The sequence below is a fragment of the Paraglaciecola algarum genome (assembly GCF_021532655.1).
GTDB lineage: Bacteria > Pseudomonadota > Gammaproteobacteria > Enterobacterales > Alteromonadaceae > Paraglaciecola > Paraglaciecola algarum.
In genome coordinates this window covers 34,219-47,953 of sequence record NZ_JAKGAS010000010.1, presented here as the reverse complement: position 1 = coordinate 47,953, position 13,735 = coordinate 34,219, and the positions used below count along the sequence as shown (strand labels likewise).

The 13,735-nt window shown below is 39.3% G+C and carries 10 protein-coding genes; 4 read left to right on the top strand and 6 right to left on the bottom strand.

What is annotated here, in order from left to right; translation table 11 throughout:
- Positions 1–368: 368 nt before the first annotated feature.
- Together pgm and seqA are read right to left on the bottom strand one after the other, a co-directional pair.
- On the bottom strand, positions 369–2,018 hold the full coding sequence (gene pgm / locus L0668_RS16390; RefSeq protein ID WP_235313802.1) for a phosphoglucomutase (alpha-D-glucose-1,6-bisphosphate-dependent): 1,650 nt from the start codon (positions 2,016–2,018) through the stop codon (positions 369–371).
- Between the two features lie 25 nt (positions 2,019–2,043).
- Complete coding sequence (gene seqA / locus L0668_RS16385; RefSeq protein WP_235313801.1) at positions 2,044–2,604, bottom strand: replication initiation negative regulator SeqA; 561 nt, start codon at positions 2,602–2,604, stop codon at positions 2,044–2,046.
- Positions 2,605–2,846: 242 nt separating this feature from the next.
- Between seqA and L0668_RS16380 the strand changes: the two genes are divergently transcribed.
- The 4 genes from L0668_RS16380 (at position 2,847) to L0668_RS16365 (ending at position 8,563) form a co-directional block, all read left to right on the top strand.
- On the top strand, positions 2,847–3,764 hold the full coding sequence (locus L0668_RS16380) for an AAA family ATPase (RefSeq protein ID WP_235313800.1): 918 nt from the start codon (positions 2,847–2,849) through the stop codon (positions 3,762–3,764).
- Positions 3,765–3,806: 42 nt separating this feature from the next.
- Positions 3,807–4,775, top strand: coding sequence for a DUF58 domain-containing protein (locus L0668_RS16375; protein WP_235313799.1), 969 nt, complete (start codon positions 3,807–3,809; stop codon positions 4,773–4,775).
- 1 nt (position 4,776) lies between these two features.
- Positions 4,777–6,834, top strand: coding sequence for a transglutaminase TgpA family protein (locus tag L0668_RS16370; RefSeq protein ID WP_235313798.1), 2,058 nt, complete (start codon positions 4,777–4,779; stop codon positions 6,832–6,834).
- A 142-nt stretch (positions 6,835–6,976) separates the two neighbouring features.
- The gene (locus tag L0668_RS16365) at positions 6,977–8,563 is read left to right on the top strand and encodes an ABC-F family ATPase (RefSeq protein ID WP_235313797.1); all 1,587 of its coding nucleotides are present in this window, start codon (positions 6,977–6,979) and stop codon (positions 8,561–8,563) included.
- Positions 8,564–8,686: 123 nt separating this feature from the next.
- Here the strand turns inward: L0668_RS16365 and L0668_RS16360 are convergent, their stop codons facing one another.
- The 4 genes from L0668_RS16360 to queA form a co-directional block, all read right to left on the bottom strand.
- On the bottom strand, positions 8,687–11,017 hold the full coding sequence (locus L0668_RS16360) for a glycoside hydrolase (protein WP_235313796.1): 2,331 nt from the start codon (positions 11,015–11,017) through the stop codon (positions 8,687–8,689).
- A gap of 380 nt (positions 11,018–11,397) precedes the next feature.
- Positions 11,398–12,324, bottom strand: a complete 927-nt coding sequence (gene dusC / locus L0668_RS16355) for a tRNA dihydrouridine(16) synthase DusC (RefSeq protein WP_235313795.1) — start codon at positions 12,322–12,324, stop codon at positions 11,398–11,400.
- A 64-nt stretch (positions 12,325–12,388) separates the two neighbouring features.
- Positions 12,389–12,607, bottom strand: coding sequence for a DUF1289 domain-containing protein (locus L0668_RS20740; RefSeq protein WP_268820404.1), 219 nt, complete (start codon positions 12,605–12,607; stop codon positions 12,389–12,391).
- 8 nt (positions 12,608–12,615) lie between these two features.
- Positions 12,616–13,665: a tRNA preQ1(34) S-adenosylmethionine ribosyltransferase-isomerase QueA gene (gene queA, locus L0668_RS16345; RefSeq protein ID WP_235313794.1), complete on the bottom strand. Its 1,050-nt coding sequence runs from the start codon at positions 13,663–13,665 to the stop codon at positions 12,616–12,618.
- Between the last annotated feature and the right edge of the window lie 70 nt (positions 13,666–13,735).

Below are 13,735 nucleotides of genomic sequence, written 5' to 3'. Positions count from 1 at the left end.
GTTAAAACTTGGTTAATTCATACCAATTCATCTTAATATGTAGTCACTCAGCGAGAGTTTAAAAGGGTTTAATCAAGGCGCATGATTGAAGGAATAGTGGTTCTATTTCGAGATCATGCAACACAGAGTAAACCCTATTAAAACTCGCCTGAAAGGAATGCGCCAGCGGATTTTGCTTTGCGTTCTCGCTATTTGAAAGGGAACACCATTACTGCACAGCGACGTCTTAATCAAAACCCGCTGGATGCATTCTGAGTGATCACATATTAAGATAAATTGGTATTACACCAATTCAAAATAAAAAAAGGGTGACTCCTATCAAAGAATCGCCCTCTGTTAACACAAAAGTAACAGTTTAAACCTTAAGTTTAAACATTTGCAGATTTAAACACACCATCTACCAAAGCTTGGGCTTCGGTAATTAATTGTTGTAAATGCTCTTGACCATTGAAACTTTCGGCATATATTTTATACACATCTTCAGTTCCAGAAGGTCGAGCAGCAAACCAACCATTTTCAGTACTCACCTTAACCCCACCAATAGCCGCATTATTACCTGGTGCATGAGTTTGAATATTAATAATTTTTTCACCCGCCAGCTCGGTAGAGGTGATGACACTTTTATCCATTTTGCTCAGCACTTGTTTTTGTGCATGATTGGTTGCTATGTCAATTCGAGTGTAGACCGGAGCGGAGAACTTCTGAGTTAACTCTGCATAATGCTCACCTGGATCTTTACCCGTTACGGCAATAATTTCAGCGGCTAATAAACACAAAATAATACCGTCTTTATCCGTAGCCCAAGGTTTACCATTACGACGCAAGAAAATGCCACCAGCACTTTCTTCTCCGGCAAATCCAATTTCTTGCTTAAGCAGACCATCCACAAACCATTTAAAGCCAACTGGCATTTCTGCTAACTCGCGGCCTAAGCTATTCACCACTCTATCAATCATGCTGCTAGACACTAAAGTTTTACCTACTTTAATACCTTCTGGCCAATCAGTTCGGTGTTGGAATAAATAATTAATAGCGACGGCTAAATAATGATTAGGATTCATCAGCCCAGCTTTCTTAGTCACTATGCCATGACGATCAAAATCAGGATCATTTCCAAAAGCTAAATCAAATTTGTCACGCAAGTCAATCAAACCAGCCATAGCATAAGGAGATGAACAATCCATACGAATTTTTCCATCTTTATCGCGGCGCATAAAACCAAACTGCTGGTCAACATCACGATTCACTACATCAATTTTAATACCGTAATGTTTGGCAATACGATCCCAGTAACCTAAACCAGCACCACCAAGGGGGTCTGTACCTAGCACTAAACCAGCCTTGGCAATGGCTTGCATATCTATGACTTGATCGAGTTGAGCAATATAGTTTTCAGCAAAATCCACTTCGCTAACTAAATCAGAATTAAACGCCTGAACTAAATCAACACGTTTTACCTCAGTCATTTCATTAGCAATGATTTGATTGGCTCGTTGTTGTATTTGGTTGGTAACATCACTGTCAGCTGGACCACCGTGCGGAGGATTATACTTAAAGCCACCATCTTCTGGGGGGTTATGGGACGGTGTAATCACCACGCCATCACCTAAAACATCTGAACTTTCATTGTGATCTAAAATGGCATGAGAGATAACCGGAGTAGGCGTATATCCGCGATTTTCTTGCACGACTAATGACACACCGTTAGCCACCAATACTTCAACCGCAGTTGAAAATGCTGCTTCAGACAAAGCATGAGTATCCATGCCCATAAATAAAGGTCCAGTAATATTTTGCTGCTGGCGATATTCAGCTAAGGCTTGGCAAATAGCTGCAATGTGGGTATCAGTAAAAGTGTTTAAAAACGCACTGCCTCTGTGTCCAGAGGTACCAAATGAAACCCCTTGACTGGGCTCATCTTTGTTAGGTTTATTGGTGTAATACGCACTAATCAATCTAGCAACATTTACCAATTGTGATTTTGATGCTGGTTTTCCCGCTTCAGGGTGTAGAGCCATAATGTTCCCTTAGTTAATTGAAATGTTAAATATGTTCTGGAGCAAAAATATTTATTAGCTGAGTCACTTCTTGTTCATTAAAGCCTAACACTTGGGCGACTTCTTTAAGCATGTTGATTTTTTTCACTGTGTTATTGTTAGTGATCACCCAATATTCAGATCCAGGTACATTTTTAGGATTAGTACTACTGCCTGTTTCTAACAAAGTATCTTTATCAGTGGCAAAATAGGTGCGATTACGGCCACTCATGCCTAATACTTTTGCAAAGGCACTTGTATGGTGTTTATAGATGACTGATAAAACCAACAACCATCTTTCTACCATTTTAGGAATAATTAATAACTGTTGACCATCTAATTCTTCAAGTACAGCTTGAGCGTGACACTCAGCTGAAACTTCAGGGCTTTGGTCGGGTGTTCTGATTGCCACTTCTTGAGCTGTATCAGCTTTAGAAGTTGATTGATTTGCCGGCACTGAGCCAGGCATTACCATTCGACGTAAAATATCTGAAGCACTTTCACCTATGTGTTGGGTGTTAGCGGCAATAAAGTGGTATAGGTCGTCATCAATTTCTATGCTTTTCATTAAACTTCTTTTTCTAAGAACAATATAAAACCTGATTATACGGATTGATTGAATCAATTCATCGATTAATTTGGTCTTATCAGTAATTCCTGTTAACAAAGCCAATAATTAAAACAATTTGCCAATATATTTTTTAGGTGATGGGTATAACTAAAATCACTCACTCTTCGATTTAGATAGGCTAATATATTGAAGATAAAGGATAAACCGCGATTAAATAAAAAAGGTAGCAAAATTTTATTATGCAAATTCAATTAAACCAAGCGATTGAAAAAACCTGCCAAGTGTTAATCGGTAAACAGCAACAAGTAAAACTAGCTCTGACATGTTTACTAGCGAATGGACATTTACTCATTGAAGACTTACCCGGCATGGGCAAAACCACCTTATCCCATACTTTGGCTAAAGTACTTGGCTTGCAATATTCACGCATTCAATTTACCTCAGATTTATTGCCTGCCGATATGTTAGGCATAAGTATTTTTGACAATAAAGAGCAAAATTTCAGATTTCACCCGGGTCCTATTTTTAACCAGTTGGTATTAGCTGACGAAATTAACCGCGCTAGCCCCAAGACCCAAAGTGCCCTGTTAGAAGCGATGGAAGAAGGTCAAGTCAGTTTAGATGGAGAAACCCGCGCCTTGCCCTCCCCTTTTTTTGTAATTGGTACACAAAACCCTTCACATCAATCAGGTACTTATCCACTACCCGAGTCACAACTCGATCGTTTTTTAATGCGTATTCAACTGGGCTACCCGGATGTAGAAGCAGAAAAATTGATGTTAAAAAACCAAATATCATCCCTGGAACACCAGATTCAACCGATTATGAGCGTCGAACAATTTCAACAAGCCCAAACCTTAGCTCAACAAGTTCATAGCTCAGAGCCTCTAGTGGATTATATTTTACGTTTAGTGACATTTAGTCGAGAGAGCCAACAATTTGCCAACCCACTATCTCCAAGGGCCACAAAAGCCATTTTAGCCGCAGCCAAAGCTTGGGCCTATTTAAGTAACAGAGACTATTTGATCCCAGAAGATATCCAAGCCATATTGCCTGCTGTTGCTGAACACAGATTACGCAGTGCCTCTAGTGATTTCAGCCTAACCGGAAGTTTAAGCCAATTGTTATTAGAAAGTATTGATCCAATTGCGGCTTGATTACTGTATATGAAACTACTCAAAAAATTAACAAGTAATTGGTTGAATAAGCGTATCCCCGCTGCACAAAAACATAAGTTGAACCATAAAAATATTTTTATTTTTCCCTCTAAGTTTGGCGGGTTATTTCTAGCTTTATGTGTCTTGCTATTTTTATTGGGCACTAATTACCAAAACAACTTAATGCTGTTACTTTGCTACTTTTTATTAGCGTTATTTTTAGTGAATTTATTAGCCAGTTATATCAACTTTGCTCGAATCGAATTACACCAAGGGAAGTCAGCTCAGGTATTTGTAGGAGATAATTTACACCTGCCTTTATGGTTAAATTCTGACGTAGATAATAAACACATGCCAGATGGCGAATTGTATTTTAAGTTTAAGCTAGACAAACAAAACAAAAGCCAAATTAAAACCGCAATGACTAAGGTTGATGTCAATGTTTATACCAACCCCATTAGTTTAAACTATCCTTGTACCAATCGAGGAGCTTTAAGTTTACCCAGAATTACACTCAGTAGTTATTTTCCATTAGGGCTGTTTAGATGTTGGACTCACCTAGCCTTTAATAATCAAATTATTGTTTACCCCGAACCTATTCCTTGCAAAATACACTTATCATCACATCCTCACTCGGTGGAAGACAGCAGCGTTCAAGCTGGTACAGAACTAACCGGCCATGACGATTTTTCCCACCTAAAAGCTTACCAAGCAGGTGAACCATTGCACCATGTAGCATGGAAACAGGTGGCGAAAGGTCGGGGCATGGTGAGTAAACAATTTTCTAGTGTAGAGAACCAAATAGGCTGGTTAAAACTCGCAACTAATCAATCAAATGAGAATCTTGAATTAGATATCAGCAAACTCACTTTTCAAGTCATTGAATTATCCCGTGAGCAACAAAAGTTTGGCTTAGATCTCGGCAACACTTGTATCGCACCAGATGTAGGACATGCTCACACCCAAGCTTGTTTAACCGCTTTAGCGCTATTCCCACAGAGCAAAGCCTAATATGAAACAAGTTAGCCAAGCTTTGACGAAAAATTCTAGTTTAATACTCATCACCATAGAACTCATTCTTGTGAGTTTTAGTTTGTTTGAATCAGTATTAACTTGGATTTTATTAATAGTAGCTTGTGCGGCAGTGATACGTGGAGCTATTCATTTTAATTTTCATAAACATTTACCTTCAATCCGTACTCTTAATTTATTAGCCATATTAAGTGCTTTAGGGCTGATTTATTCAGGTATGTCACTTGGGTTGTTAATCGGCATGGTTAATTTATTAGTATTAGCCTGTGCTTTAAAACTCATGCAGGTACGTACCCAAAAAGATATTTATCAATTAATTATTAGTCTGTTTTTTCTGATTGGTTGTGGTTTTATTTTCAATCAATCCATAGTTTACAGCCTATTTTATTGCGCTATGTGTTTATTATTGTTGCTCAGTTTAGCTTGCCACCATGCCCCTAATATTCGATTAAAGTCGCAATTTAAAAGAGTGTTTACCCTCAGCTTACAAGCTGCCCCCATAGGTATTTTGTTGTTTTTGGTATTGCCACAATTGCCGCCCCTATGGCAAACACCTAAATCTAAGAGCATGGAAACAGGTTTAGCAGAACAAATTACTCCCGGTGATATCGCTAGTTTGTCACAATCTAGTGAATTAGCATTTCGAGCCACATTTATTGGTACTGTCCCAGTGTCGTCTGAGCGCTACTGGCGTGCGATTGTTATGGAAGATTTTGATGGTAAAACTTGGAAAATCCATCCTTATCGAAAGCAACTTAGAAACCAACAATTACGGGCTAATCAAGAGTTTCAACCCAAACTAACTGGCACTTATTGGGATTATCAGGTGATTGCAGAGCCCACTCATCAAAATTGGTTGTTTGGATTAGATTTAGCCACGCCAAATGGCAATGCCAGTCAAGTAGAAATATTTCAAAGTAATGAATTTCAATTAATTAGCCATCAAAAGTTGGTTAGTCAATATCAATACAAGGTACGCTCTTACCCTCAGGCATTGAGTACTCAGCCTTTTAGCCAATTAGACCAACAGCTTAATTTATCCGTACCGAAAAATGGTAACCCTCTAACCAGACAGTGGATAAACGAACTCAGAACGCAATATGCTGACAATCAAGAATTTATCCAAGCCGTATTGGCCCATTTCACCACCAATTCCTTTATCTACACTTTAAAACCAGCATTGATGTACAGTGATCCGATCGATAAATTTTTATTCGAAAATCAAGCAGGGTTCTGCAGCCACTACGCCAGTGCACTTGCTTTTAGCTTGAGGTTAGGCGGGATTCCAGCGCGAATAGTGACTGGTTATCAAGGTGGTGAATTAGCCACAGATGCACAAACCAGTTATATAAGTGTTTATCAATATGACGCTCACGCGTGGGTTGAGATTTGGCAGCCCAATAGCGGCTGGTTACGCATTGATCCAACCGCACTGGTTTCCCCCGATAGAATTAACCTGGGTTTAAGAGAAGCGATGGCAGAGGAAGGCTCATTTTTATCTGACTCACCCTTTGCGTTAGCGCGTATGATAGATGTGGCTTGGTTGAATAATATTCGTTTGTTACTGGCCGATATGGATTATAATTGGAGCCGCTGGATCTTAGGCTTTAATAAACAGCACCAACAAGAATTGTTTAAAAGTATTTTGGGTAAACTTACGCCAGATAGAATGTCTTTATTAGGCTTAGGGATCACAACTATCATCACCCTACTACTCACCTTATTTTTTATTCCCCACTGGCTAGAAAATAGGTTAGATAAAACCCAAAGATACTACCAACAAGCAATTAAACTTTTAAATAACAAGCAATTAGGTCGAAAAAATTGGCAAGGCCCTATAGAGTTAGCTAACCAAGTAAATCAAAGGTACTCGGTTGAAATAGCTGAACCATTCGCTACCTTAACTAAGTTATATGTTCGCCTAGTCTACCAAAGTTCAAATATAACCACTCAGGGGCAATTAAATGATAAACAATGTCACAAAATGATGCGCAAAGCATTGGCACAACTAAAAGCTGAATTAGCTCGCTTGAATTAGCCAGCAGTGACAGCTAAAAGGACCTTAGCGAGTGATAGACTTTTATGGCATAATCCCGCGCAAATTTTCTTGCTAAAAAATAATGAGTCAAATTAAAGATTAGTTATTAGCAATTTACAGCATATTTTATTGGGGACCCACCTTGCTTACTACTGCGAATATTACCATTCAATTTGGCGCTAAGCCTTTATTTGAAAACGTCTCTGCCAAATTTGGCAACGGCAATAAATACGGCCTAATTGGCGCCAATGGTTGTGGTAAATCCACCTTTATGAAAATAATAGGCGGGGACTTAGAAGCCACATCTGGTAACGTTTCAACGGATCCAGGTGAACGGATTGGTAAACTAAAACAAGACCAATTTGCCTACGAAGAATATAGTGTGATCGACACTGTGGTAATGGGTCACAACGAGTTATGGAAAGTCAAAGAAGAGCGTGATGCCATCTACGCCAATCCAGAAATGAGCGAAGAAGACGGCATTCGTGTAGCCGATCTTGAATCTGAATATGCTGAAATGGATGGTTACACGGCTGAGTCTCGTGCCGGTGAGTTGCTTATGGGCGTTGGGATCCCAATCGAACAACATTTTGGCCCCATGAGTGAAATCGCCCCAGGTTGGAAATTACGAGTATTGTTGGCTCAGGTGTTATTTGCTGATCCCGATATCATGTTACTAGACGAACCCACCAACAACTTGGACATCAACACCATACGTTGGTTAGAAACTGTTTTAAACGAACGTAACTGCACCATGATCATCATATCGCACGATAGGCACTTTTTAAATTCAGTGTGTACCCATATGGCAGATATCGATTATGGTGAAATTCGTTTATTTCCAGGTAATTATGACGAATATATGACAGCAGCTACCCAATCTCGCGAACGTTTGTTATCTGACAATGCTAAGAAAAAAGCCCAAATCTCAGAGCTTAAAGCTTTCGTTAGCCGTTTCTCCGCAAATGCTTCTAAATCTAAACAAGCCACTTCCCGTGCTAAACAAATCGATAAGATCGAAATTCAAGAAGTCAAACCTTCTAGTCGTCAAAACCCATATATACGTTTTGAACAAGAGAAAAAACTCCACCGTTTAGCTCTAGAAGTAGAAGGCTTAGCAAAAGCCTATGATGAAGAGTTATACAAAAACTTAGATCTTATGATTGAAGTGGGTGAACGGGTTGCGGTAATTGGACCTAATGGTGCGGGTAAAACCACACTTCTTAAATGTTTAGTAGGCGACACTGATTTAACTGCAGGAAGCATTAAATGGTCAGACAATGCCAATATTGGTTATTACGCTCAAGATCACGCTGATGATTTTGAAAAAAACATGACACTCATGGACTGGATGTATCAGTGGGCACAAGAAGGTGACGACGAACAAGTGATGCGCGGCACTTTGGGCCGTTTGTTGTTCTCTCAAAATGACATAACTAAATCGACTAAAGTGATATCTGGTGGTGAACAAGGTCGCATGTTATTCGGTAAATTGATGTTACAAAAACCGAATATTTTATTGATGGACGAACCCACCAACCACTTGGATATGGAATCTATCGAATCATTAAACTTAGCGTTAGAAAACTATCAAGGTACCTTAATATTCGTTAGCCACGATAGAGAATTTGTATCTTCGCTAGCGACTCGCATAATTGAAATCACACCTGACGGTGTAGTGGACTTTAAAGGCGATTACGAGAGTTACTTAGCCAGCCAAGGCGTATAATCACTAGTACTAATAGCTAAACATGTAAAAACTGATTAAAGCACTCTTAGAAATATGCGTGCTTTTTTTATTGGCTTTTTATTGATATTTTATCGATATTTTCTTGATGATCACATCAGCTATTTAGGGGCTGGCAGTCCAAGAAATCACTTGTCCATTACTTAAAAACGCTACTATCGATGTTTTAGGAATGAGTTGCTCATCAATTTTTTGATCTTGGTGTAGGGAAAAATTGGCAATAATTTTAGAGCCATCGCTAAAACTGGTTTGTTGCAATTGGCCTTTGTCATCTAACCATTTAAAGTCGGTTAAAGCTTTATCCCAAAGCTGAGTATGAATAGGTAAAAAACCTTGCTGATAATGTTTTAAAGCTTTAATTCGAGGTTGACTAACCTTTATCGCATCATCACGACTTAACTGCACCATAGCTGGAGTGTTGTATAACATTGAGGTTAAATCACGGGCTATTTTTACGTCGATAAACTTTAAGCTATCGAACAACCAGTGGTGAGTATTGATCACCTCATCGTGGAAAACGGTTTGATATAAAGGCACTCTAAATTGTGGAGAAAAAAGCAAGGTTTTATAAGGCTCTTTAACTTGAGCTGATTTAAAAAACACCGCAGGCCTAGCATCTGGGTACCAAGCTCCCCAGAAATAAGGCGACTTACGATTACGTCGCATATCTGGATCTCTCCAACCAAAACCATGAGTGACCATGCCATGGGCAAAAGCTAAGCCTTGGGTAGTCAATGCATTTCCATCTTCGGAGCCTAACACCACGCCCTGTTGGGCAATCCAATCCATACGCTGATTAAAGGCTTCAAGCATTTGTTTTTGATCCATGCCCTCTTTCCCATCTGAAATAAAGGAATAATCTTCACGAGCCATAGCCGTTGCATCAACATCTAAAAATAAACTATTAAAACGACCAAAACGTAATAAGTCTTTAATCCGTTGTTCAACATAAGGTCTGCCGCACGCAGGGTTTAAATAAAAACCACTATTTTGAAAGCCCTTAACATTTACCCCATCAGCCCGCTGAATGGCACAGGTGTTACGCATATCATCGGGTAATTGTGCGGTTAACCAAGAATCGTTTAGTCCTTTTGGAATGCCTGTATTATAAGAGTCATAAGTACCAATTAAATATCCTGTGGCTTTGGCTTGGTCTATAACTTCAGGTTGGTAAAACGCAGGCATCCAATTATCAAAGCCTAACCACAATTTTTCCAATTTAGCGCTTTTAAAAGTATCTAGCATACCTTTTGCAATCCCCTGCCCCCACTGGTTTGACTCAATCAAAAATTGCCCTGCATGTTTCACTAGCCAAGTTTTTCGGTTTTGTGCGGCGATAAATTGTTGTTCAATACCATTTTGGTTTTTTACCTCTTTATTTATCGCTTTATCAGGCGGTATTAATCGCTCTACAGCCAGATTAATATTTTCAATCAACAAACGCTTTTGATAAATACTTAACCAATCTTTACCTTTTTCAAAATGAGCAATTTCTTTAATTAACTCTTTTGTTGGTTTGAATTGAGTTTGTGAAAAGTACCATTTTTTGAGTCCCCACCAGTCTTTTACATCATGATGAGATAAGACTTTACCACCAAAAAGATAAACTTGACTGGCACCAATTAGGCGTTTAATTTGAGGTTGTTTAACCAGCCTTTCAGCCAAAGAAGTACTAAGTTTTTTCTGTTTACGCCAAGCTCGATAATATTTAGCGCCATCTAGCTGGTCTTGACCTAAGATAAATTGTACTGCAAATGGCTGGTGAGAATTCAAGATAGTAAAGTCATGCTCAGCGGTGAGATCCAACTTATTTCCTTGTTCAGAAAACTGCAAACGATTATCCGTTGCTGTAAGTAAGTGAACACTGACAAAAGTGGGCCGCTGCGCAACTAACTCAGCAGTCCAAAATGGCATTTTAAGATCTTGGGTGGTGGTGGCACCTGAATAAGTTGAAATTGCATATTCAGTCCAAGTTTTATTGTCTGTAGGAATACGCATACCTTCATTAAAAGGCATAAGCAGGGTTTGTGTGAATTGTTCTGGTAAGTCAAACCAAGTTAATTGAATGGGTTGGTTTCGAAGAATGGGCGGTGCTTGTGTTGAATATTCAAAACTAACTTGTAGTGTTTGGTTAAAACTAACTGAGATTTGAATTTGGCTCGGTTTGAGTACCCAACTCGCTGAACTTTCTGATTGTTGTTCTACTTTATTAACATATTGAGCAACGCCATTAACCAATAAACTAGCCTGGTTTATAGCCAGTTTATCTGTAGTAGTTTGCCATTCAATCGCCAAAGTGGCAGCTTCAATTTGGATGACTTGCTGATCACTTTTCAATACCACTACAGATGAATCTTTGTGTGTTTGGCCATGGGCGAAACATACAAACAGAATCAAAATTGAAAATACATTAAGGCGTAATCTAGCTTTATGCATAAATCCTATTGTTCCCAAATAAATAAACTTTTGTAGAAAGTAATAATATTTAAAGGTAACACGGATTAAGTGACTCAGTAATGTCTCTTAAATGTTGACTAATATCTACAGGGTAAATATGGAATAGCTTCAGCTGCACCTTTGGATCAATACCAAAGAAGTTATTTATAAAAAGAGTCAATAGCTCGAAGGGAGCCGTTACCAAGATTGCCATGAACGTATTGAATACTTTTAATAAGCGAAGCGTATGCTTTTAGTGAGCTTGCTAATCAAGCTATCGCGAAGCGATTCCTTGTTCGCGCGGCGTATGCCCTGTGAACAAACCTCATGCCCTAGGTGCGAAGCACTTAAAATAAGGCTTGGTGCCCTTAGCACATTTTCTATCGTTGAATTTCCTGCAAAATATCTGCCGAATCACGTAGTCTTTTTATTTGGTCAAATAGCACTTGTGCTTGAGTATATTCGCGACTCAAATACCCCAACCATTGCTTAACTCGATTAGGGTAATATCGACCTTTATCGCCATACAACTCATAACCAGAATATTTAACTAACAAGTCTTTTACTTGGTCCCAAGGCATGTGCTCTTGCTCGCCTCTAATCACATTAGCTAAATTGGGTAAGGCTAACGCTCCTCGACCTATCATAATGTTTTCACAGTTAGACTGCTGTTGACAGTTTAAAGCGTCTTGTTGATTCCAAATTTCACCATTCGCCACAATGGGAATATTCACTTCTTGTTTAATTTTGGCAATCCAGTCCCAGTAGGCAGGCGGTTTATACCCTTCGACTTTAGTTCTGGCATGAATAACCAACGAATCAGCCCCTGCATCAGCGATCCCTTGAGCATTTTCTACCGCGAGTGATTTATCATCAAAACCTAAACGCATCTTAGCAGTAACAGCTTGTTCTTTTGGAACGGCTTGACGAACGGCTTTGACTATTTGGTGAATGGTTTCAGGCTCGCGCAATAATATCGCCCCGCCCTTACTTTTATTAACCGTTTTAGCAGGGCAACCGAAGTTTAAATCAACCCCATGTGATCCTAGCTCTATTGCCCTTACTGCATTTTCAGCTAGCCAATTGGCGTGTTGACCTAACAATTGCACTTTTACAGGTGTGCCACTAGGAGTAAAACCGCCATTTTTAAGCTCAGGGCACAAACGGTAGAACACCTTTCTAGGCATAAGTTGTTCAACTACGCGCACAAATTCCGTAACACATAAATCGAAACCACCTACTTGAGTCAACATGTCGCGCATCAGGTGGTCTACAACCCCTTCCATAGGCGCTAACGTAATTTGCATTTGGGATAATTGCCCTTTGAAAAATTGAGGCGGGATGTTAGCAAATCTATGACGACTAGACTATCTAGGGAGGAAAATTATTTGTGAACCGATTTTTATAGTTTTTATCATGTGACTCACGCCGTTTAGTACAAGCATCGAGTATCTTTTTTCTTTGATTATCGTCCGATTGCGCCCAAACCAGAATATCATCCATCATTCGAAAACAGCCCAAGCACATATCTTTGTCATCTAAGCAACAATTACTCACACAAGGTGAAACTATTTGCGATGCTCCCCCCATATCCTAGACTACTTCTCCACTCGTTTTTGCAAAAACATAGAATCACCATAACTGAAAAAACGGTACTCATTTTCAATCGCTTGCTGGTAAGCGTTAAAGATATTTTCTTTGCCACAAAATGCACTGACTAGCATCAGTAAGGTAGATTCAGACAAATGAAAATTTGTGAACATGGCATCTACAATCTGCCACTCATAACCCGGATAGATAAAAATATCGGTATCAGAAAAGAAAGGTTTGAGCTCGGTATTATTTTTATGTGCCTGTTGCGCAGCAGATTCTATAGAACGGACTGAAGTGGTACCCACAGCAATCACTCTTTTGCCTGCTTTTTTAGTAGCTAAAATTGCATCTACCACTTTCTGAGGCACTTCTGCATACTCAGAATGCATTTGGTGCTCTAAAATATTATCTACTCTAACAGGCTGAAAAGTACCAGCCCCAACATGCAAAGTCACAAACTCTGTTTGTACACCTTTATCTGTAAGCTGCTGCAAAATGTTGTCGTCAAAGTGTAATCCAGCTGTTGGTGCAGCAACGGCTCCTGGTACTTGGTTGTACACTGTTTGATAACGTTCTTTGTCTGAATCTTCGTCAGGCCTGTCAATGTAGGGTGGTAATGGCATATGGCCAAACTCTTCCAATATTGCTAATACCGGTGCATCTGCTAAAAACTTCAATTCAAATAGTGCATCGTGCCTGCCTAACATCTCTACTTCAACTTTACCTTCAAGTATCAACTTAGTACCCACTTTAGGTGATTTACTGGCTCTTACATGTGCTAGAACGCGATGCTCGTCTAATACACGTTCTACTAATACTTCGACTTTTCCACCTGATTCTTTTTGGCCCAATAATCTAGCGGGGATAACACGGGTATTATTGAATATAAGCAAGTCGCCGGGCTCTACTAGCTCAATCATGTCTACAAATTGTTTATGTTTAATTACACCAGTATTGCCGTCTAAATGCATTAAACGGCTCGCAACCCTATTTTCAGTAGGGTATCTAGCAATGAGTGATTCGGGCAAATCAAATTGAAAATCAGATAATTTCATTCAAATCTCTTACAAAGGGAACATTTTAATCGGCATTTACGTATATTTTTTAATACTAGCCTTTCGGTTA